At 71.5% G+C, this 20598-nt stretch carries 19 protein-coding genes; 5 read left to right on the top strand and 14 right to left on the bottom strand.

What is annotated here, in order from left to right:
* Positions 1–11: 11 nt before the first annotated feature.
* Positions 12–2525: an aminopeptidase N gene (pepN, locus tag O7624_RS22425; RefSeq protein WP_282237144.1), complete on the bottom strand. Its 2514-nt coding sequence runs from the start codon at positions 2523–2525 to the stop codon at positions 12–14.
* A 68-nt stretch (positions 2526–2593) separates the two neighbouring features.
* Between pepN and O7624_RS22420 the strand changes: the two genes are divergently transcribed.
* Positions 2594–2812, top strand: a complete 219-nt coding sequence (locus O7624_RS22420) for a DUF397 domain-containing protein (protein ID WP_093407559.1) — start codon at positions 2594–2596, stop codon at positions 2810–2812.
* Positions 2813–2834: 22 nt separating this feature from the next.
* Here O7624_RS22420 and O7624_RS22415 read toward each other — a convergent pair whose 3' ends face one another.
* On the bottom strand, positions 2835–3212 hold the full coding sequence (locus O7624_RS22415) for a hypothetical protein (protein WP_282237143.1): 378 nt from the start codon (positions 3210–3212) through the stop codon (positions 2835–2837).
* A gap of 274 nt (positions 3213–3486) precedes the next feature.
* Between O7624_RS22415 and O7624_RS22410 the strand changes: the two genes are divergently transcribed.
* Together O7624_RS22410 and O7624_RS22405 are read left to right on the top strand one after the other, a co-directional pair.
* Positions 3487–4734 (top strand): cytochrome P450, encoded by a 1248-nt coding sequence (locus tag O7624_RS22410; RefSeq protein WP_282237142.1) that lies wholly within the window; start codon positions 3487–3489, stop codon positions 4732–4734.
* Between the two features lie 189 nt (positions 4735–4923).
* On the top strand, positions 4924–5403 hold the full coding sequence (locus tag O7624_RS22405) for a DUF4383 domain-containing protein (RefSeq protein ID WP_282237141.1): 480 nt from the start codon (positions 4924–4926) through the stop codon (positions 5401–5403).
* 6 nt (positions 5404–5409) lie between these two features.
* Here O7624_RS22405 and O7624_RS22400 read toward each other — a convergent pair whose 3' ends face one another.
* The 10 genes from O7624_RS22400 to O7624_RS22355 form a co-directional block, all read right to left on the bottom strand.
* Positions 5410–5859, bottom strand: a complete 450-nt coding sequence (locus tag O7624_RS22400; protein ID WP_282237140.1) for a GNAT family N-acetyltransferase — start codon at positions 5857–5859, stop codon at positions 5410–5412.
* 70 nt (positions 5860–5929) lie between these two features.
* Entirely contained in the window at positions 5930–7381 is a 1452-nt protein-coding gene (gene obgE / locus O7624_RS22395; RefSeq protein WP_282237139.1) for a GTPase ObgE, read from the bottom strand.
* 90 nt (positions 7382–7471) lie between these two features.
* Positions 7472–7726: a 50S ribosomal protein L27 gene (gene rpmA / locus O7624_RS22390; protein ID WP_091197044.1), complete on the bottom strand. Its 255-nt coding sequence runs from the start codon at positions 7724–7726 to the stop codon at positions 7472–7474.
* A gap of 11 nt (positions 7727–7737) precedes the next feature.
* Entirely contained in the window at positions 7738–8052 is a 315-nt protein-coding gene (rplU, locus tag O7624_RS22385) for a 50S ribosomal protein L21 (RefSeq protein ID WP_093407572.1), read from the bottom strand.
* A gap of 189 nt (positions 8053–8241) precedes the next feature.
* Positions 8242–8757 (bottom strand): hypothetical protein, encoded by a 516-nt coding sequence (locus tag O7624_RS22380; protein WP_282237138.1) that lies wholly within the window; start codon positions 8755–8757, stop codon positions 8242–8244.
* Between the two features lie 185 nt (positions 8758–8942).
* Positions 8943–11939 carry an Rne/Rng family ribonuclease gene (locus tag O7624_RS22375; protein ID WP_282237137.1) on the bottom strand — a complete coding sequence of 999 codons (2997 nt, stop codon included), beginning with the start codon at positions 11937–11939 and terminating at the stop codon, positions 8943–8945.
* Positions 11940–12069: 130 nt separating this feature from the next.
* Positions 12070–12789 (bottom strand): TIGR03936 family radical SAM-associated protein, encoded by a 720-nt coding sequence (locus tag O7624_RS22370; protein ID WP_282240717.1) that lies wholly within the window; start codon positions 12787–12789, stop codon positions 12070–12072.
* 98 nt (positions 12790–12887) lie between these two features.
* Positions 12888–14873 carry a TIGR03960 family B12-binding radical SAM protein gene (locus O7624_RS22365; RefSeq protein ID WP_282237136.1) on the bottom strand — a complete coding sequence of 662 codons (1986 nt, stop codon included), beginning with the start codon at positions 14871–14873 and terminating at the stop codon, positions 12888–12890.
* Between the two features lie 37 nt (positions 14874–14910).
* Positions 14911–16227: an FAD-dependent oxidoreductase gene (locus tag O7624_RS22360; protein ID WP_282237135.1), complete on the bottom strand. Its 1317-nt coding sequence runs from the start codon at positions 16225–16227 to the stop codon at positions 14911–14913.
* Positions 16224–17123 (bottom strand): LLM class flavin-dependent oxidoreductase, encoded by a 900-nt coding sequence (locus O7624_RS22355; RefSeq protein WP_282237134.1) that lies wholly within the window; start codon positions 17121–17123, stop codon positions 16224–16226. Before O7624_RS22355 ends, O7624_RS22360 begins: the two co-directional genes overlap by 4 nt.
* Before the next feature lie 65 nt (positions 17124–17188).
* Between O7624_RS22355 and O7624_RS22350 the strand changes: the two genes are divergently transcribed.
* Positions 17189–17545, top strand: coding sequence for a helix-turn-helix domain-containing protein (locus tag O7624_RS22350; protein WP_282237133.1), 357 nt, complete (start codon positions 17189–17191; stop codon positions 17543–17545).
* Positions 17546–17578: 33 nt separating this feature from the next.
* Here the strand turns inward: O7624_RS22350 and O7624_RS22345 are convergent, their stop codons facing one another.
* Complete coding sequence (locus tag O7624_RS22345) at positions 17579–18250, bottom strand: TMEM175 family protein (RefSeq protein WP_282237132.1); 672 nt, start codon at positions 18248–18250, stop codon at positions 17579–17581.
* A 148-nt stretch (positions 18251–18398) separates the two neighbouring features.
* On the opposite strand from O7624_RS22345, the gene O7624_RS22340 reads away from it, so the two are divergent.
* Positions 18399–19811 carry a hypothetical protein gene (locus tag O7624_RS22340; protein ID WP_282237131.1) on the top strand — a complete coding sequence of 471 codons (1413 nt, stop codon included), beginning with the start codon at positions 18399–18401 and terminating at the stop codon, positions 19809–19811.
* 71 nt (positions 19812–19882) lie between these two features.
* On the opposite strand, the gene O7624_RS22335 is transcribed toward O7624_RS22340, so the two are convergent.
* Positions 19883–20581, bottom strand: coding sequence for a lysophospholipid acyltransferase family protein (locus O7624_RS22335; RefSeq protein ID WP_282237130.1), 699 nt, complete (start codon positions 20579–20581; stop codon positions 19883–19885).
* Between the last annotated feature and the right edge of the window lie 17 nt (positions 20582–20598).

Below are 20598 nucleotides of genomic sequence, written 5' to 3'. Positions count from 1 at the left end.
GGCCGCGGTCGTCACGCGCTCGTAGCGGCCACCGCCGTGCGCGCCACCAGGGCCCGACGAAGGTCGTCGTCGGCGTCGGTGACCACCCGACGCAGCCCCGGTGTCAGGTCGTCACGGGCCAGCAACGCCGCGGCCGCCTCCCGGGTGGGCTGGGACACCGCGTGCCGGGGAAAGGCCAGCTTCGCCACCTCATCGGCCACCCAGGGCGTACGCAGCCGCGCGGCGGCCGGCATGTCCGCGAAGTAGCTGGCCACGTAGGCGCTGGTCAGGTCGGCCTGCTCGGGCTGCCAGAAGCCCTCCGCGGTCGCCTCGACCAGCCGATTCGACAGCTCCGTGTTCGACACGATGATCTCCCACGCGGCCTGCTTGGCAGCGGCATCGGGCAGGGCTGCCCGGCACCGGGCGGCCCGCTCGGCACCTGTGGCGCTCGGGTCGGCTGCCGTCTCGGCCTCGATCTCGGCCACACCGGCGGCACCGAGAACCACCAACCGGCCGAGCAGCGCCCACCGTAGTTCGGTGTCCACGGCCAACCCGGTGGGTACGGCCCGGCCGGCCAGCCACCCGGTGAGCAACTCGGCGTCGGTGCTCGCAGCGATCAGCCCCCGGGCGGCGGCCAGTTGCAACGACTCCCCCGGCGCGGCGCCGTCGAGCAGTCGCCGGCAGGACTCGGCGACCCGGGCCAGGGCGGACCGTCGGGCCAGCGGGTCGAGATAGCGGTCGACAAGCGCGCGACTCATCGACAGGACGTCCTCGACAATGATCACTTCCGTCTCGACGGGCAGTGCCGCGACGATGAGGTCGACCAGACCGGTGACCGGCCGTTCTCCGTCAGTCGCCGCGTCCAGCGCCTCGCCCCAGAGCAGGGCGCGGGCCAGCGGGTCGGTCAGGCGGGGCAGCAGCAGCGGCACCGCATCGGCCGACGCGGCGTCGAGGCGGATCTTGGCGAAGGTGAGGTCGCCGTCGTTGGGCAGCAGCACCGCAGCCGCCGGCTCCCCGGCCAACCCGACGAGCCGGGTACGGCCGTCGTCGGTCTTGGGATCGAGATCGACCTCGAACCGCTCGGCGGTGCCGTCCACGGCGTACCGGCCGACGCCGATGCGGTGCGGGCGCAGCACCGGGTGCGTCGGCGGCGCGGTCTGAGCGATCACGACCTCGTCGTACCGGCCGTCGGCGTCCACCGTCACCTCGGCCCGCAGCGTGTTGACCTGCGCGGTCCGCAGCCAGGACTCCGCCCAGTCGGTCAGCTCCCGGCCACTGCTGGCGGCCAGGCTCTGGAGCAGGTCGGCGAGGGTGGCGTTGCCGAAGCGGTGCCGGGCGAAATGGTCGTTGAGACCGGTCAGGAACGCCTCGTCACCGAGCCACGCCACCAGCTGCCGCAGCACGCTGGCCCCCTTGGCGTACGAGATGCCGTCGAAGTTGAGCAGCCCCTCGGCGGCGTCGGCCACCCGATCCGGCGCCACCGGATGGGTTGAGGGGCGCTGGTCGGCGGCGTATCCCCACGCCTTGCGGCGCAACGCGAACGTCGTCCACGCCCGGTCGAACCGGGTCGCCTCGGCGGTGACCCGGGTGCCCAGGTATTCCGCGAACGACTCGTTCAACCACAGATCGTCCCACCAACGCATGGTGACCAGGTCACCGAACCACATGTGCGCCATCTCGTGGGCGATCGTGGTGGCACGCAGCTCGCGCTGGCTGTCGGTGACCGCCGAACGGAACACGTAGTCGTCGCGGAAGGTGACCAGGCCCGGATTCTCCATGGCGCCGGCGTTGAACTCGGGCACGAACGCCTGGTCGTACTTGCCGAACGGATAGCGCTCGTCGAACAGCTGATGGAACCGGTCGAGACACTGCTTCGTGACGGTGAAGATCTCCGCAGCGTCGGCGTCGAGGTGCTCGGCGAGCGAACGCCGACAGTACACACCCAGCGGAATCCCGTCGTGGGTGTCCCGGCGTACGTGCCAGGGGCCGGCGATGAGGGTGAAGAAGTACGTCGCGATCGGCAGGGTGGGAGCGAACTCCCAGCGACCCGGCGCCGGGTTGGCCGCCAGTTCCGCGTTGGCCGCCACCGTCCAGTGCTTCGGCGCGGTCACCGACAGCGTGACCGGCGCCTTCAGATCCGGTTGGTCGAAGGCGGCGAAGACCCGCTGCACATCGTCCAGGAACGACATGACGTACAGGTAGGTCTCACCGTCGGCGGGGTCGACGAAGCGGTGCATCCCCTCGCCGGTGTTCGTGTATGCCATCTCAGCGTCGACGGTCAGCGTGTTCTGCGTCGCCAGGCCGGTCAGCGGCAGCCGGTTGTCGTCCAGCGTCGCAGGATCGAGATCGGTGTCGTTGAGGCGTACCGCCAGCAGTTTCGCCGGCTTGACCTCGGCGAAGGTCTCGGTGCCGGTGGCCCGGAACCGGATCGTGACGTGGGAGCGGAACCGTTCACCGCCCCCGGTCAGGTCGAGGTCCACCTGGTAGGACTCGACGGTGATCGACGCGCCACGCGCGGTCGCCTCTGCACGGCTCAGGCTCGGCATCCGCTTATCCTGCCCGATGAGGGAACGAACCGGCTTCCCCATTTCCCCTGGTACTGGAGGACGGGACCATGACAGCGCACCCCAAGGGAGACTTCGACCTCTCCCGGGCGGTCTGGCAACGGGCCGAGGGCGACACCTCGGAGGCCGCGGTGGAGGTCGCCTTCGTCGACGATCTCATCGGCATGCGCAACTCCGCCGAGCCGGACGGCCCGGTGCTGGTGTTCACCCAGGCCGAGTGGGACGCCTTCGTCGCGGGCGCCCAGGACGGCGAGTTCGATCTGGACTGAGCGGGGACGCGGTGTCGCTCGCCTAGTCACCGTCGCCCCAGCCGAGGCCACCGGGGCCGGGCGCGTGGTGGAAACCGGCGTGGCCGGCGACATCGACACAACATTCGGCGTCCGGCCCGAGGGCACCGCAGAACAGCCGCTCCGCACGGTGCCAGGCGTCGGCCGGCGACAGGGCGGAGGCACCGATCGCCAGCTCGGGCCGGAGCACGCTCAACGCCTCGGCGTACCCGACGGCCACCTCACGGGCGGCGACAAGGTCGGCAGCGGTGAAGCCGAGATGCGCGGTGAAATGACGGTCAGGCCGGGACGGCCGGCGCGGACGCCCCACCAGCGGTAGCCGATCCTCGCCGGCCGTCCCGGCCCTCCGCCAGCGCCAGTACGCCGCACGGTTGTCCCACACCCGTCCTCCCCGTGGCACGCCGAACCCCTGTCCGGCGACGTACCCACCCAACCGGGCCGGCGGCCGGTGCACCGCCGGGCAGGTCGACGACGCCGCCGAATTCAGCAAACCAGGCTTCCCCCGTCCTGGGAGGGGCCAGCAGCTCACCTACCTGACCGGCTCGGCCGCACTGTCACCCTTTGGCACGGTTGCGCCGCCCTGACCTGGGTAGATACCACCCGCGACGATTGAGTGGCCGGTCGGCGACGGCCGCGCCCCGGCAGCAGGGGACCCGATGGCGACCATCCCGACGGACCGCAGCCCGGACAGCACCCTGGCCTTCCTGCGAGCCGGCTACCAGTTCGTCCGTCACCGGTGCGATCGGTACGGCACCGACATCTTCCAGACCCGCCTGCTGCTGGAACCGACGATCTGCCTGCGTGGCCGGGCCGCCGTCGAACTCTTCTACGACACCGACCGGTTCGTGCGGGAAGGTGCCATGCCGGCTCGCGGTCAACGGACGCTTACCGGCCGGGGCGGCGTACAGGGTCTCGACGGCGACGCCCACCACGACCGCAAGGCCATGTTCATGTCGTTCATGACCCCGACGGCGGTGCGGCGGCTCGGCCAGCTCTTCGCCGACGAGTGGCAGGCCCGGCTGCCCGTCTGGGAACTGGCCGGGACGGTGACCCTGCATACCGAGGTCGCATCGATGCTGACCCGAGCGGTCTGCGCCTGGGCTGGGGTGCCACTGGGCGACGGCGAACTGGACCGGCGTACCGCCGACCTACGGGCCATGATCGACAGTGCCGCCGCGCTCGGTCCCCGGCACTGGCGTGGCCGGCTGGGCCGGCTGCGGGGCGAGCACTGGGCCGGCGGCCTCGTCGAGCGGGTACGCGGCGGCGCCCTGTCCCCGCCCGACAGCACCGCCCTGCGCGTGATCGCCGAGCACCGCGACGGCGCGGGGCATCGGCTGCCCCGCCGCGTCGCCGCGGTGGAACTGCTCAACGTGCTCCGCCCGACCGTCGCGGTGGCCCGGTTCGTGGTCTTCGCCGCGCTGGCCCTGCACGACCATCCCGCCTGGCGGCAACGGGTACGCCACGACGAGGAGGCCGCCGGGCAGTTCGTGCAGGAGGTGCGCCGCTACTACCCGTTCTTCCCGGTGACCGCGGCTCGGGTCAGGCGGGATTTCGACTGGCAGGGTTACCACTTTCCGCAGGGCCGCCGAGTGCTGTTGGATCTCTACGGCACCGATCATCACCCCGAGGTGTGGCCGGAGCCGGAGCGGTTCCGGCCGGAGCGCTTCGCCGGCTGGCCGGGCGACCCGTTCACGCTGATACCGCAGGGCGGCGGGGGCCACCTCACCGGACATCGCTGCGCCGGAGAGTGGATCACCATCGAGTTGATGAAGCGGGCGGTGGCGCTGCTGACCGAGGTCATCCGCTACGACGTACCGCCGCAGGATCTCGCGGTGGACCTGAGCCGGATGCCGGCGCTGCCCGGCAGCGGCTTCGTGGTCACCGCCGTGCGGCGCGTCGGCTGAACCGGGCGGCCGGGCCCGCCGCTGTCGCCGATCGGCCCACCCTGCGATCGGCCAGCCGTGCTCGATCGGGAATTTCCCTGCGGATCGGCCGGGACGAGCGACAGGATGAAGGATCGGCGGGGCGACCTCACGGAGCGTGGCGTCCAGCTGTCAGGAGTTCCGTCTCGCGGATCCACGGAGGTGACATCGATGGCGCGTCGGGCAGTGGGCGGCGGGGCCACGCGCACCCGGGTCCAACTCGCCGCCCTGGTCGTGGCGGGAGTGTTCCTGCTCCTCGGGGTGCTCGGGTTCGTGCCCGGCATCACCACCGGCTACGGCGACATGACCTTCGCCGGACACCACTCCGGTGCCCGGCTCCTCGGTCTCTTCCAGGTCTCGGTCCTGCACAACCTGTTGCATCTCGGCTTCGCCGTGGCCGGGCTCGCGCTGGCCCGCAGGGTGGCCGGTGCCCGCCTTTATCTCATCGCAGGCGGTGCGCTCTACCTCGGATTGTGGATCTACGGGCTGGCCGTCGGCGAGGAGAGCGGCGCGAACTTCATCCCGCTCAACGACGCGGACAACTGGCTGCACCTGGGACTCGGCCTCGGGATGCTCTTGCTCGGGCTGCTGCTGTCGGCGAGGGCCGGCGGCAGCGACGGCCGCCTCGACCGCCCGTTCGACCGCCCCTGAGCGGGCTCAGGCCGGTACCGGCAGCCGCTTGGCGAAGCACCTCCGATACAGCCCGCCACCTGGCCCACCGGCTCCGGGAACCGGCTCGTACCCGCAGGCCCGGAAGAACGTCACAGCCACCGACAGGTACGGCCCGGTCTCCACCCGGACGAGCGAGTGCCCCCGCTGGTACGCCAACTCCTCCAACGCGGCAAGCAGTTGCCGGCCGACACCGCGACGCCGGTAGGCGGGGCGCACGTACAGATGCTCCAACTCGCCGGTGTCGTCGTCGCGGACTCGGATCCCGCCGTACGCCACCGCCCGGCCGGCGAGCACGACCGTCAGCCAGCAGGTGTCACGGTGCGGGCCGATGTCCCGCCCGGCGGCGTCGCCCGTGAACTCACGCAGCTCGCGCTGCTCGGCCGCGGCAAGGGCGGCGACCTCCGGATCCGCCAGCGGGCGGGACTGGATCAGCATCACTCCACGCTAGGGCGACGAAATTTCGCGAGGGTTTCCAACAGTCGTCCCCATTTCGGAGCGCATCAAGCTATTCGGCGTCATCCCTGCCGGCGGGTGCCGACTCGACCTCGTCGGCCGGTCGCTGCCGGCGAGCCTTGCGGGCGGCCAGCCGCTCGGCCGCACTGGCCCGGGTCGGCTTCTCCTCCAGCCGGACGTCACGGCCCCGGGCACCCGGGACGAACTCCGCACCGGCGTAGAGGGTGGGCTGCCAGTCGAACTCCCGCTCGCCGATGCGGACCAGGTCACCGGGCTGGGCACCGGCCTTGGCCAGCTGGTCCTCGACGCCGAGACGGGCCAGCCGGTCGGCGAGGTAGCCGACCGCCTCGTCGTTGTCGAAGTTCGTCTGACGCACCCAGCGCTCCGGGCGGACACCGCGCACCGTGTACGAGCCGTCATCCTCGGGCTCGATGGTGAAGCCGGCGTCGTCGACCGCTTTCGGCCGGATCACGATCCGCGTCGGTTCGGCCGGTGGTGCCGCCGCTCGCGACTGTTCCACCAGTTCCGCCATCGCGTACGTGAGTTCCTTGAGCCCTTCCCTGGTGGCCGCGGAGACCTCGAAGACCCGCAGACCACGCGCTTCCAGGTCGGGTCGGACGATCTCGGCGAGGTCACGGCCGTCCGGCACGTCGACCTTGTTCAGCGCGACCAGCCGGGGCCGGTCGGCCAGCCCACCGTACTCGGCCAGCTCCGCCTCGATGGTGTCGATGTCGGCCAACGGGTCGCGCCCCGGCTCCAGAGTGGCGGTGTCGATGACGTGCACCAGCACGGCACAGCGCTCGACGTGCCGAAGGAACTCCAGCCCCAACCCCTTGCCGGTGGCCGCGCCCGGGATCAGCCCGGGCACGTCGGCGACGGTGAAGGTGTGGTTGTCGAGCCGTACGACGCCGAGATTCGGCACCAGTGTGGTGAACGGATAGTCGGCGATCTTGGGCTTGGCGGCGGAGATCACCGAGATCAGGGACGACTTACCGGCTGACGGGAACCCCACCAGACCGACGTCGGCGACGCTCTTGAGCTCCAGTACCACGTCCAGTTGCTCGCCCGGCTCACCCAGCTCGGCAAAGCCGGGGGCCTTGCGGCGCGCGTTGGCCAGCGACGCGTTACCCCGGCCGCCGCGCCCGCCCCGGGCCACCTCGAAGGTGGTGCCGGCACCGACCATGTCGGCCAGCACGGTGCCGTCGCTGGTCTGCACCACCGTGCCGTCGGGCACCTTGAGCACCAGGTCGGCACCGTTGCCGCCGTCCCGGTTCGATCCCGCGCCGCCCCGCCCGTTCTCCGCCTTGACGTGCGGCCGGAAGTGAAAGTCGAGCAGCGTGTGCACCTGCGGGTCGACCACCAGGGAGACGCTGCCACCGTGCCCGCCGTTGCCCCCGTCCGGGCCGCCGAACGGCTTGAACTTCTCCCGGTGGATCGAGACACAGCCGTGCCCGCCGTCGCCGGCCTGCAGATGCAGGACGACCCGGTCAACGAACGTCGTCACGACGTAATCCTTCCAGCAGGGCCCGGCCCTGCGCGAGAAAAGGCGAAGCGGGCCGGGACATCAGGTCCACGGCCCGCTTACGCCGGACAGCTACTGCTGCGGCACGATGCTGACGGTCTTGCGACCGCGCCTGGTGCCGAACTGGACCGCACCGGCGGCCAGCGCGAAGAGCGTGTCGTCTCCGCCGCGGCCGACCAGGTCACCGGGGTGGAACTTGGTGCCACGCTGACGGATGAGGATCTCACCCGCGCTGACGACCTGACCACCGAAGCGCTTCACGCCGAGTCGCTGGGCCGCGGAGTCACGACCGTTACGCGAGCTGGACGCACCCTTTTTGTGAGCCATTGGAGGACGACCTACTTCCCGCTGGAGATGCCGGTCACCTTGACCTGGGTCAGCGGCTGGCGGTGACCCTGGCGCTTGTGGTAGCCGGTCTTGTTCTTGAACTTGTGGATCCGGATCTTCGGGCCCTTGGTGTGTGCGGCGATCTCGCCGGACACCTCGACCTGAGCGAGCTTCGCCGCGTCGGTCACCAGGTCGTCACCGTCGACGAGGAGCACCGCGGCGAGCTTCACCGCGTCACCGGGGGCACCGGTGAGCTTCTCGACCTCGATCACGTCGCCTTCGGCGACCTTGTACTGCTTGCCGCCGGTCTTGACGATCGCGTACATCGGAGGCGGACTCCCTGTCGTTGAGGCTGCTAGCGTCTTTTCCCACCGTTGCCGGTCGGTCGTCCCCACGGCGGCTCGCCGGGCAGCAGAAGCACGGCGGCGCGGGCACGCGGGAACTCGGCACACCAAAGTGCGCCGCAGGTTAGCGTACGCCATGGTCGGGCCGAGGCCCAAACCGGGCCGGGCCGGTCAGCGGGCGCAGAGCTTGTCGAGGCGCTGCTGCAACCGGTCGAGCGCGGTCCCCTCAAGCGCCTCGATGTCGGTGCCGAGTTGGCCGACCTCGGTCGACAACTCCGTCAGCAGCTCCTTGAGCCGCTGGTCGTCGGCGCGTGCCGCCTGTGCTCTGAGTGCCTTCTCCCAGTCGGCCAGGGCCGCCTCGGCCCGTCGGCCGGCGGCCTGTGCGTCGGCGGTGTCACCCGCGCCGGTTGCCGTGGCCATCGCGGCGAGCTGCTCGACGTACTTCTTCCCCGCGTCACCGCTGGCCTGTTGGGCGGCGGCGCAGATCTCCGGGGCGTTTCCGCCTGCCGCCCCGGATGCGGGGGTCGCCACCGGCTGTTCCGGGGTGGGCGTCACCGGGCCGGTGGTGACGTCGACACCCGTCGAGGCCGGGGCGGACGGTTCGCCCGCGTCGGGCCGCTCGGCCGAGCAGGCGGTGCCGACGAGCAGTGCGGCCGTGGCCACGGCGACGGCGAGCGGTCGGCGCATCGTCTCCTCCTCCGGCGGCCGCGTCTACCCCCGCGTGCCCCAGGACACGGGGTGAGCCCCGGCCGGGCCGCGGCGACCGCTCATCGACCATACGGGACGGCCCCGCCCGGCGGACATCACCGCCGGACGGGACCTGTCGAACCGTCGTCTGCCCCGCTAGCGGGCCGTGCTGCCCCTACCGACGGTCAGGGCCGGGTACGGCGACGCGCGCCCCCGCGGCGGGAACGGCGCCGACCGGTGCCGCCCTCCTCCTCGTCGGTGTCGCCGAGCGCGTCCGGGTCGTCCGGGGCGGCGAGCCGTGCCGCCGCGGCCGGAGTATCCGTCTCGTAACGCGACAGGTCGTAGCCCATGGTGTCGTGGAAGTCGGCGTCGGCGGTGCTCGTGGTGTCGGTCTCGGTGACCTCCACCACGGTCCGCTCCGCCGTGGCGGTGCCCTTACGCGCACGGCGCCGGGACGAAGCGGTCGTCTGCTCAGCCGCCGGGGCACTTGCCGAGGCAACCGCCTTGACCTTGTCGCCGCCCCCGGAGCGCGGCTTTTCCGGCACCGGTTCGGTGTGGATGACCAGGCCCCGACCCTTGCAGCACTCGCACGTCTCGCTGAACGCCTCCAGCAGCCCGGCACCGATCCGCTTCCGGGTCATCTGCACCAGGCCCAGCGAGGTGATCTCCGTGACCTGGTGCTTGGTGCGGTCCCGTCCCAGGCACTCGGTCAGCCGGCGCAGCACCAGTTCGCGGTTCGACTCCAGCACCATGTCGATGAAGTCGATCACCACGATGCCGCCGATGTCCCGCAGCCGCAACTGCCGGACGATCTCCTCGGCCGCCTCCAGGTTGTTGCGGGTGACCGTCTCCTCCAGGTTGCCCCCGGCACCTGTGTACTTGCCGGTGTTCACGTCGACCACCGTCATCGCCTCGGTCCGGTCGATCACCAGGTGCCCACCGGAGGGCAGGAAGACCTTGCGGTCGAGCCCCTTGAGGATCTGCTCGTCGATGCGGTACTCGGCGAAGACGTCCGTGGTGCCGATGTGCCGACGCAACCGGGCGACCAGGTCCGGCGACACGTGCGACAGGTACGACTCGACCATGTCGTACGCCTCGTCGCCCTCCATGACCAGCTCGCGGAAGTCTTCGTTGAACAGGTCGCGGACCACCCTGATCACAAGATCGGGCTCCTGGTAGAGGAGCACCGGCGCGCCGCCCTCGGCCGCCTTGGCCTGGATGTCCTCCCACTGCGCCTGAAGCCGCTTGACATCCCGGGCCAGTTCGTCCTCGCTGGCACCTTCGGCCGCGGTCCGGACGATCACCCCGGCGCCTTCGGGCACCAGCTTCTTCAGCACGTCACGCAGCCGCTTACGCTCGGTGTCCGGCAGCTTGCGGCTGATCCCGGACGCGTTGCCGCCGGGCACGTAGACCAGGTGCCGACCGGAGAGCGCGATGTGGCTGGTCAAGCGGGCACCCTTGTGCCCGATCGGGTCCTTGGTGACCTGCACCAGCACCGAGTCACCGGACCTGAGCGCCTGCTCGATCGAGCGGGCCCGTCCCTCCAGGCCGGTGGTGTCCCAGTTGACCTCGCCGGCGTACAGGACCGCGTTGCGACCTCGGCCGATGTCGACGAACGCCGCCTCCATGCTCGGCAGGACGTTCTGCACCTTGCCGAGGTAGACGTTGCCGGCCATGGTGCCGGCGGAACTGCGGGTGACGTAGTGCTCGACCAGGACGCCGTCCTCCAGCACGGCGATCTGCGTCCGGTCGCCACGCTGGCGCACGGCCATGACCCGGTCGACCGCCTCGCGGCGGGCCAGGAATTCCGACTCGCTGAGGATCGGCGGGCGGGTACGGCGCTGCTCGCGGCCGTCCCGACGGCGCTGCCGCTTGGCCTCCAGCCGGGTCGAGCCGGAAACGCCCTGCACCTCGTCGACCGTTCGGCGTGGCTCCCTGATCTTCACCACGGTGGGCACACCGTCGTCGGCGGCACCGTCGGCGTCACCGGCCCCCCGGCGACGCCGCCGACGCCGCCGACGGGTCATCCCGTCACCCTCGGCCTCGTCACTCTCCTCCGACTCGGCCTCGGGCTCGTCCGCCTCGGCCTGCACGGCCTCCGCAGACTCGCTCTCCTCGGCCTCCTCGCCGTCGTCAGCGCCGCCCTTGCCCCGGCCCCGGCCCCGGCGACCGCGCCGGCGGCGACGCCGGCCGCCCGCGGTCTCCTCGTCCTCGTCCTCCTCCTCGGCGACCTCCTCGGTCGCCGCGGCGGGTTCCTCCTCGGTCTCGGTCGCCACCACCGGCTCGGCCTCCCGCCGGCCCCGACGACGACGCCGGGACGGCTCGGCCGGTTCCTCGGCGGGCTCCTCCACGCTGGGCTGCGCGGCGGCAGCCCGGGCGGCGAGCACCTCTTCCGGCGCCATGAACAGCACAGTCGGTGCGGTGAGCGCGGCCTTTCGACGGCGGGAGCGGCCCTCGGGTTCGGCCGGCACAGCGTCCGGGCCCACCGGCTCGACCGGACTCTCCGGCGCAGCGTTCTCGGCCGGCTCGGCCGCCTGCTCCGGATCGGCGGCGCCCTCGGCGGGCAGCGCGGCGGAGCCGAAGTCGGTGCCGGCCGCCGGTGCGGGACCGGCGGCGGGCTGGGTCGGCTCGACCTGGGCGGACGGTTCGATCACGGCGTCGGCCGGCGGCTCGGCGGGGGCTGGCGTGGACTTCCGACGACGGGTACGGGTCACCTTGACCGGCGGCACCACGTCGCTGTCGGCAGCCTCCGCCTCGGCCACGGCCAACGGCTCCTCGACCGCCTTCTGCCCGGTGGTCGCCTTGCGACGGCGTCGCGGTGTCTTCGCGGCCGGGTCGAGATCACCCGAAACCGGCGCGAAAACCTCGGCCTGGGGAGCTTCCCCGCTACCTGCCGCCGCGGCACCGGACGCCTCCACCGGCGCGTCGGTCTGCTCGGGCCGGCTGACCGAGGTGGCCCGGCGGCGAGTCGCCCGACGACGCGGGGCCGGCTCTCCGTCGGTCGCGCCATCCAGGTCGGCGGTGCCGCTCACGGCACCGGCAATCTCCACCGGCGGGTCAGCGACCGGACCGGATTCGGCCACCTCCTGCGGCGGGGGCGATCCGGTCGCCTCGGCGGTGCCGCTCTCGTCGGCCGGATTGATGCCGGCCCGTTCGCTGCCCTCGGGCTCGTTCTCGAGCATGGACGTTCTCCAGTTCTGGCTTCCCCGGGCGCGGGTGAGCGCTGCCACGCAGGGTTGCCGCAAAAGGTGTTTCCCCGGGCGCACAGGGTGCGCGCCGGCGAAGTCTGCCTGCCTGGACGCCGACCGTCGGTCAGCGCCCGCCGATGGTTGCCCCGTCGCGGTCCGCGTCCAGCGGATCCACGATCGCACCCTGCGCGGTCAGCGTGCCCTGAGCCAGCCGGATCACCTTCGGGGCCACCGGCGGCTCCAGGCCGGCCACCACGCGGAAGCCGGAAAGGACGTCATCGGGCCGTACGGACGGGGTGACCTGCCGCACGACCAGTTCGAGTATCGCACACGGTACGGCCGGGTCCCCGGAAGGCGTCGCCGATGCCGCGATCACATCGATGCCGACGACTGCGGCACGGGCGTCGAAGGTGCGCCGTCCCTGCTTGGTCATGCGCTCGACCAGCACCTCGTCGGCGGCGGTGAAGGCGGCCACCGCCTTGGCCAGCACGTCGGGATCCACCTGCGGCAGCTCGATCCGCCAGCGGGACGCCTCGATCCGGTCGGGCAGGCTCGCACCGCTGGCCACCACGACGTCGAGCACGTCGAGGCCGGGCGAGAGCGCTGCGTCCAGCGCCAACCGCAACTGCTCCGGATCGACCGGCTCACGCAGGCCGACCTCCAGGTACTCCGCCTCACTCGCCACCCCGGTCGGCGCCGCGCTGGCGTACGAGATCTTCGGGTGCGGGGTGAAACCCTGCGAGAAGGCGACCGGTACGCCGGCCCGGCGCAGCGCCCGCTCGAGGGCCCGGGCGAAGTCCCGGTGCGAGGTGAACCGCAGCGGGCCACGCTTGGCGTACCGGATCCGGACGCGCTGGACGACCGGCGCCTGGCCCCCCTCGGGCTGTGGTTTCCTACTGATCGTCGTGCTCCTCGGTGTCGGGCCCCACCCGTGGCGCCGGGCTACTGCTGGGCGCCGGCGGACAGCTTCAGGCCGTTGACCGGGGTCAACGGGAGCAGCTTCCGGCCGGTCGGGCCGATCTGGATCTCGGTGTCCATCGCCGGGCAGACGCCGCAGTCGAAGCAGGGCGTCCACCGGCAGTCGTCCTGCTCGTACTCGCTGAGCGCGTCCTGCCAGTCCTGCCAGAGCCAGTCCTTGTCCAGGCCGGAGTCCAGGTGGTCCCAGGGCAGGACCTCCAGCTCGTCGCGCTCCCGGGTGGTGTACCAGTCGAGGTCCACCCCGAAAGCGGGCAGCACCTCGGCCGCCGCGTCCACCCAGCGCTGGTACGAGAAGTGTTCGCTCCAGCCGTCGAATCGTCCGCCGTTCTCCCAGACCCGGCGGATGACCGCGCCGACCCGACGGTCACCTCGGGAGAGCAGGCCCTCGATCAGCGACGGCTCGCCGTCGTGGTAGCGGTAACCGATCGCCCGGCCCAACGAGCGATCGGCGTTGATGGCCTGCTTGAGCAGTTTCAGCCGGTGATCGATGACCTCCGGCCGCTCCATGGCCGCCCACTGGAACGGGGTGTGCGGCTTGGGCACGAACCCGCCGATCGAGACGGTGCACCGGATGTCCTTGGAGCCGGTGGCGGCACGACCGGCCCGGATGACCTCGTGCGCCATGTCGGCGATTTCCAGGACGTCGTCGTCCGTCTCGGTCGGCAGACCGCACATGAAGTAGAGCTTCACCTGCCGCCAACCGTTGGTGTACGCGGTGACGACGGTACGGATCAGGTCGTCCTTCGACACCATCTTGTTGATCACCTTGCGGATCCGCTCCGACCCGCCCTCGGGGGCGAAGGTCAGACCGGTTCGCCGGCCGTTGCGGGACAGCTCCTGCGCCAGCTCGATGTTGAACGCGTCCACCCGGGTGGACGGCAACGAGAGCGAGACATTTGTGCCCTGGTACTGCTCGGCCAGGCCGGAACACATGTCACCGATCTCGGAGTGGTCGGCCGATGACAGCGACAACAGGCCCACCTCGTGGAAGCCGGAGAACTCCAGCCCCTGCTGCACCATCTGCCCGACGGTGGTGATCGAGCGCTCCCGCACCGGCCGGGTGATCATGCCGGCCTGGCAGAACCGGCAACCCCGGGTACAGCCCCGGAAGATCTCCACCGCGTACCGCTCGTGCACCGTCTCTGCCAGCGGGACGAGCGGCTTCTTCGGGTACGGCCAGGCGTCCAGATCCATCGTCGTGCGCTTGTGCACCCGGAACGGCACGTCCGCCCGGTTCGGCACGACCCGCTGGATTCGGCCGTCCGGCAGGTAGTCCACGTCGTAGAAGCGCGGTACGTAGACGCTCTCGGTACGCGCCAGCCGCAGCAGCAGCTCGTCGCGGCCGCCCGGGCAGCCCTCGGCCTTCCAATCCCGGACGATCCCGGTGATCTCCAGGACCGCCTCCTCGCCGTCCCCGAGCACGGCGGCGTCGACGAAGTCGGCGATGGGCTCGGGGTTGAACGCGGCGTGCCCACCCGCCACGATCACCGGATCGGCGTCGGTGCGGTCGGCGGCGAGCAGCGGGACACCGGCCAGGTCGATCGCGGTGAGCAGGTTCGTGTAGCCCAGCTCGGTGGCGAACGACACGCCGAACAGGTCGAAGTCGCGGACCGGGCGGTGGGCGTCGACGGTGAACTGCGGCACGCCGTGGGCGCGCATCAGCTTCTCCAGGTCCGGCCAGACCGCGTACGTTCGTTCGGCGAGGGTGTCCGGCAGCTCGTTGAGCACCTCGTAGAGGATCTGCACACCCTGGTTGGGCAGCCCCACCTCGTACGCGTCCGGATACATCAGCGCCCACCGTACGGTCGCCGCGTCCCACTCCTTGACCACCGCGCCCAGCTCGCCACCGACGTACTGGATGGGCTTGGTCACCTGGGGCAGCAGCGGCTCCAGCCGGGGCCACACCGAGTTGGCCGCGACGGGACGCGAAGTCGTGGGCGGGACGCTCATGATGCCCAAGGGTACGCGCCCGCCCACCGCCCGCCGCTCATACCCGGGCACCCCAGGCGGGCCGGAGAACGCCCTCGGGGTCGTACCGGCGCCAGGCACGCGCCACCCGCCTACCGGTCTCGCCTGGGTAGACGCGGTCGAACGCCGCCGGCCGCGGCCGGCTCTCGAAGTTGACATACGCCCCGTCGGCGTGCCTGGCCAGCCCACTCCACGCCGCGTCCAGCGCAGTTGGCCCCTGCGGCGGGAACACCGATGCGATCACCAGAGTGTCCTGGTGCCGGTGTGGATAGGCGGTCTCCGTCGGCGCGACGTCGTTGACCGCGCCGCCGACCGAGCGAAGCTGGATCAGGGCCTGACCCGCCGCCCGCGTCACCGCCCGTGCCTGTTCGTCGCCCATACCGGTGAACAAGCCGTTGGTGGTCAGGTTCGGCTGCTGTCCGACGTTGGCGTGCAGATGGGACGTGGGCACCAGGGTGGGGTACGGCACCAGGTCGACCCGGTCGTCAAGCAACGTGCCGATCTCGCGTAGCGGCGCGACCAGTGGCCGCACCCGGCGCAGGCTCTCGGCGGCGACCACCGCCGTGATCGACATGACCGTGACCGGCCCATAGGGCATCAGCATGGCAGCGGTCGACAGTTCCCGGGGCGATTGGCGCAGCACCTCTGCCCACTGCCGCACGGTGCTGCCGTCTGGCCGGACCTCCACCGCGATCTGTGCCACCCCGACCTGCCGCAGCTCCACCGCCTCGATCTCGAAGGCCACCACGATGCCCACCCCGGCGCCGGCCCCACGGACCGCCCAGAACAGCTCGGGTTCACGGCGCGCGTCGGCGCGTACCACCGTCCCGTCGGCCAGCACCACCTCGACGGCGCGTACGTGGTCAATGGTCAGGCCGTACGAGCGCACCAGCCAGCCCACGCCACCGCCGATGGCCAGGCCGCCGACGCCGACATTGCCGTGGTCGCCGGAGCTGATCGCCAGGCCGTGGGGGGCCAGGGCCCGGGCCACCTCGGCCCAGCGGGCCCCCGCCTGCACCCGGACCAGCCGGGCCGCGTGATCAAGCACCTCGATCCGGTTCAGCCCCGACAGGTCAATGACCACCCCGTCGTCGACGGACGACGAACCGGCTAGGCCGTGACCGCCGCTACGGACTGCGATCGGCCGGCCCTGCTCCCGGGCGTACCGCAGCGCGGCCACCACGTCGGCGGTGCTTCTCGGCAGTAGCACGGCCGCCGGAGTGGCCCGTCGGGTATAGGTCGAGCGCAACGTCGCGTACCGGCGGTCGCCGGGTGTCACGATTCGACCGGACAACTGCTCGGGTGCCGGTGTCAGTCCGGCGTTGCGCCCACTCATCGCTGCCCCCGGACCACGCGCACCCGCTCGCGTACCGCCGGCGCGACCTCGTTGGCGAAGAGTTCGACCTGCGCCGCGGCGGCCGAGATCGGCCAGAACACGAAGGTGTCGAAGCCGAGCTCGACAGCCCACTCGGTAAGCGTGTTCACCCAAAGGTTCACGTCGCCGACGAGCCCGGCGGCACCCCGGTACGGGCCAACGGCGCCGATGACGTTGTAGATCCGACGCAGCCGCGCCGGGTCGCGGCCGGCCGCGCGGGCCGCCTCGTCGATGATCGCCTGACGGGAGGGCACCTCGGTCGGCGGTACGTAGATGTTGAGCGGGGAGATCCACCCGTCGGCGTGCCGGCCGACGAGAGTGAGCATCCGGCGTTTCTGTGCGCCCACCCAGAGCGGCACCGGAGTGGGCGCCACCGGGCCAGCCACGTATCCCTCGACCGCGTGCTGGTCGCTGATGTGGCGGATCGGTTCGCCGGCCAACGCCCGTCGCATGATCGATAGTGATTCCTCCGTGTAGGCGACCATCTCCGGTCCGCTGCGCCGGGCACCCCCTATGGCGGCGATGGCGTCCGTGCTGGCGCCACCGCCGACCCCGAGGATCACCCGGCCCCGGGTCATCACACTCAGCGAGGCCGCGGCCTTGGCCAGCATGGTTGGCGGACGTAGCTGCAGGTCGGCCACGTCCGTGAGGAAGGAGACACGGTCCGTCTCAGCGGCCAGATGACTGATCATCGTCCAGCTGTCGAGATGGCCGGGCTGGTAGGGATGGTCCTGCACGGCGAGCAGGTCGAATCCGCCGTCGACCGCGCTTTGGGCGATGCGCCTGGTCGCGGCCAGGCTCTCGGCGGACGGGTCCAGGCTGACGCCGAAGGTGATCGGATGTCCGTGATCGTTCATGACATCAACGATCGGTGGTTGACCACGGCTGAGCAAACCGCAGATTAGTCACTAATCTTAGGTAAGTGAGCGACGTCGAGACAGATCTTGAGGCGTACCGGCAGATCCCCGAACCGGCCTGCCGCGGCTTCCAGGACGCCCTGGAACTGGTCGGCCGCCGGTGGACCGGCGCGATCCTGCTGGCAGCCGTGCGCGGTGCCCGGCGGTTCGGTGAATACCGCGCCGCCGTGGCCGGCATCTCCGACCGGCTGCTGGCTGCCCGACTCAAGGAACTGGAAGCCGACGGACTGATCGAACGTTCAGTGATCCCGAGTACCCCGGTGCAGATCAGGTACACCCCGACCGAGCAGGGGCGGCAGCTGATGGCGGCGCTGCAACCGCTGATCACCTGGAGCCACCGCCGCACGCACCGTTCGAGGTGACCGCCGGGGCCGCCGACTCGATCCCGATGTCAGTCAGACGGGTCTCCGCCGCCTCGCCCGCCCCCGCTGGACACCCTCGCTCGTCAGCGCGTGAAAGAAGATCATGACACCGATGCCGATCAGCCCGATGGCCGGGCTGACGAACCAGCCCAGGACCGCACTGGTGAGATAGAGCGCCATGCCGACCACCGGGCGGAGCCGCTGGGTGGACACGAACACCCGGTCGACCCCCTCCCGGAACAACATCGGATGCCGACGGAGATAGGCGAAGAAGGCGAGCCAGGGTGCGGACATCGCGGCTGCGGCGAGGGCGTAGAGCACCACGGCGACCCGGCGGTCACGGTCGGTGCCGCCATGGGCGAACGCTTCGGCGAGCACGGTGGTCGGGAACGGGATGATCACCACGCCGAGCAGCAGCCACAGGTTGATCCAGTTGAGGCCGACCGTGGTCCCACGGATGAGGCGCAGCAGAGTGTGGTGGTTTAGCCAGATCACGCCGACGTACCCGAAGGAGAGCAGGAAGGCGAGGTACGCCGGAGCCTGCTTCAGCAGGGCGTGAAGCAGTTCTCCGGGGGCGTGGTCGGGGACCTGGAGTTCGATCACCAACAAGGTGATCACGATGGCGAAGACCCCGTCGCTGAATCCGGTCATCCGGACGATCTCGCTGACCGCTGGCGCACCGGATGTCGCCGCTGACTCGGGCATAGGCCGAGACTAAAGGTGTCCATCCGGCCACCAACGGTGAACGGCGCGCACCGGCGAGCCGGCTTGCATCGGCCTTCCCGTCATCCCGGGTCGGTCCCGGTGGCACACCGGTACTAACCTCGGACCGGCGCGAGAGGAGATTGCCGCGATGCCGGAGCCGCAGCCGGGAGCCGACCGGCCGGTCGACGGGAGCCGTCCGGAGCAACACCGGGACGGGGAGCCGGCGGTCACCCACGAACTGCCCACCGACCCGGCCGAGGCCGACCAGCCGGCTGGGCCAGCTGACACCGGACCGGCCGGAAGCGCGCCGGCCGACGGCGAGCCGGCCGACGCCGAACCGACCAAGGTGGCCCCCACCGAGGCCGGCGCGCCCACAGAGCGGGCCGGGCGGCCGCCCGGCGTTGACCACGCGGACGCGCGGCCCACCGAGGCCGTCCCCGACGAGGGTCAGCCGCCGCTGCCGGTGGAGCCGCAGGTCGGTCCGCAGGGCACTCGCGTGCTGCCCGAGTCCGCGCCGGAGGCGGCCACCCCGCGATGGAGCGGCTCGGCGCCGGTACCGCCGGCAGCACCGCGCCGACGCGGCTGGGGCGAGTCGGCCGAACCCACCCCGCCGCCGGTGCCGCCGGTGTCGCAGCCGGAGCATCAGACCCCTGTCGATCCGTGGGCCGGTGTCGACACCAGCGGCTGGGAACTTCCCTCGACCGATTTTCCCGCCCTGCCGCCGACGCTGTCCTACCCGAGCCCGCCCCCGACCCGGCCGTACTCCGGGCCCCCGGTCTCCCCGGCACCGGTCTCGCCCCATCCGCCGCCGGCGGTCGCGCCACAGCCACAACCCCCGCCGGTCGCGTCACAGCAGCCGCAACCACCCGGGCCCTACCCGCCCATCCCGGCCGGCCCACCGGCACCACCACCGCCGCCCGGTCGGCGGGGCAGGAAGAAGGCCAAGGCTGGACCGGTCGCACCGCCACCGGGTTGGCAGCCGCCGGCGGGGTACGTCCCGGTGCCGGTCCGCAGACGGCGCCGCTGGCCCTGGTTGCTGCTGCTGACCCTGGCCTGCTGCTGCGGCTGCCCGGCCTACTACGGCATGCCGATGGCCAGCCAGTACCCGGCGAACGCCGCGTTGCCGCAACAGGTGGCCGACCTACGGCTGCGCGAGGATCCGCGCAGCGCCCGTGACGCGCGACAGTTGGAGACCCAGATGCGTCAGTCGCACTGGCTCGCCGAGGACACCTTCGCCGGGATCTACCACACGAGCAACGGCAAGCGGGTGACCGTCTTCGGCGGCACCGGTTTCCGGTTCACCCCGTCGGCGGACGCCGACGCCGAGATCCAGCGCCTAACCGACCAGTACGCACTCGGCGAGCAGCAGATCATGGATACCGGTGTCCGAGGTCGCCACGAACGCTGCGCGGTGGGACGCACCGACGGCCTCGGTGCGGTGGTGTGCACCTCGGTCGACCACGGCAGCATCACCACCGGCGTCTTCACCGGGCTCTCCGTGGACGACAGCTCCCGACTGCTGGGCACCCTACGGGATCAGATCGTCACCACAGACGGCTGATCGAGTCGACGACGGCACGCCACGGCGCCACCGGCGGGATAGCCACGCCGCGGCGCAGCCAGCGGGATAGCTCAGCGGGCGTCGGCTTCCCCGGTGGCCGGCGGGTGGGCCCGCGGCGGCGCGTAGCGGGAGACGTACTCCTGGCCGGTCAGCTTCTGGATCTCACCCATCATCTCGTCGGTCATCTGCCGCAGCGACAGCCGGTCGTCCGGCCGGCCGGTGAAGTCGAGCGGCTTGCCGAACCTGACGGTGATCTTGCCGGTGAAGGGGCGCGGCACCCGGGCACCGATCGGCTGCACCTTCTCGGTGCCGATCATGCCCACCGGGATGATCGGCACACCGGCCGCGATGGCGAGCCGGACCGCACCGGTGCGCCCCCGGTACAGTCGCCCGTCCGGCGAACGGGTGCCCTCCGGGTACACGACCACCAGGTCGCCGCCCTGCAGCGCCGGGATGGCGGCGTCGAACGCGGCGAGCGCGGCACGCCCGCCGGCCCGCTCCACCGGGATCGCACCGAGGCCGGTGAGGACGAACTTGGAGAAGCGGCCCTTGACGCCGGTGCCGGTGAAGTACTCCGACTTGGCCCAGAACGCCAGGTGCCGGGGCACCACCGTGCCGAGGAACAGTTCGTCGGCCACCGACAGGTGATTGCCGGCGAAGATCGCGCCGCCCTTGTCCGGGATGTGCTCCAGCCCCTCCACCGTCGGACGGAACGCCAGCCGCATCGCGGGCCCCACGGTGAGCTTGCCGATGGTGTAGAGCAGCGGCACTGGTCCTCCGGCGGATC

Origin of the sequence: Verrucosispora sp. WMMD1129 (genome assembly GCF_029581255.1) — a bacterium.
Lineage (GTDB): Bacteria > Actinomycetota > Actinomycetes > Mycobacteriales > Micromonosporaceae > Micromonospora > Micromonospora sediminimaris.
The sequence above is the reverse complement of the archived record's forward strand: the minus strand, read 5'-3'. Positions and strand labels throughout refer to the sequence as shown.

Bases quoted from the DNA above. Each gene is read 5' to 3' on its own strand.
- rpmA (WP_091197044.1), bottom strand. From the start codon at position 7,726: ATGGCTCACAAAAAGGGTGCGTCCAGCTCGCGTAACGGTCGTGACTCC.
- O7624_RS22410 (WP_282237142.1), top strand. From the start codon at position 3,487: ATGGCGACCATCCCGACGGACCGCAGCCCGGACAGCACCCTGGCCTTC.
- O7624_RS22365 (WP_282237136.1), bottom strand. From the start codon at position 14,873: ATGAGCGTCCCGCCCACGACTTCGCGTCCCGTCGCGGCCAACTCGGTG.
- O7624_RS22360 (WP_282237135.1), bottom strand. From the start codon at position 16,227: ATGAGTGGGCGCAACGCCGGACTGACACCGGCACCCGAGCAGTTGTCC.
- pepN (WP_282237144.1), bottom strand. From the start codon at position 2,525: ATGCCGAGCCTGAGCCGTGCAGAGGCGACCGCGCGTGGCGCGTCGATC.
- O7624_RS22375 (WP_282237137.1), bottom strand. From the start codon at position 11,939: ATGCTCGAGAACGAGCCCGAGGGCAGCGAACGGGCCGGCATCAATCCG.
- O7624_RS22405 (WP_282237141.1), top strand. From the start codon at position 4,924: ATGGCGCGTCGGGCAGTGGGCGGCGGGGCCACGCGCACCCGGGTCCAA.
- O7624_RS22380 (WP_282237138.1), bottom strand. From the start codon at position 8,757: ATGCGCCGACCGCTCGCCGTCGCCGTGGCCACGGCCGCACTGCTCGTC.
- O7624_RS22400 (WP_282237140.1), bottom strand. From the start codon at position 5,859: ATGCTGATCCAGTCCCGCCCGCTGGCGGATCCGGAGGTCGCCGCCCTT.
- O7624_RS22340 (WP_282237131.1), top strand. From the start codon at position 18,399: ATGCCGGAGCCGCAGCCGGGAGCCGACCGGCCGGTCGACGGGAGCCGT.
- rplU (WP_093407572.1), bottom strand. From the start codon at position 8,052: ATGTACGCGATCGTCAAGACCGGCGGCAAGCAGTACAAGGTCGCCGAA.
- O7624_RS22355 (WP_282237134.1), bottom strand. From the start codon at position 17,123: ATGAACGATCACGGACATCCGATCACCTTCGGCGTCAGCCTGGACCCG.
- O7624_RS22345 (WP_282237132.1), bottom strand. From the start codon at position 18,250: ATGCCCGAGTCAGCGGCGACATCCGGTGCGCCAGCGGTCAGCGAGATC.
- O7624_RS22420 (WP_093407559.1), top strand. From the start codon at position 2,594: ATGACAGCGCACCCCAAGGGAGACTTCGACCTCTCCCGGGCGGTCTGG.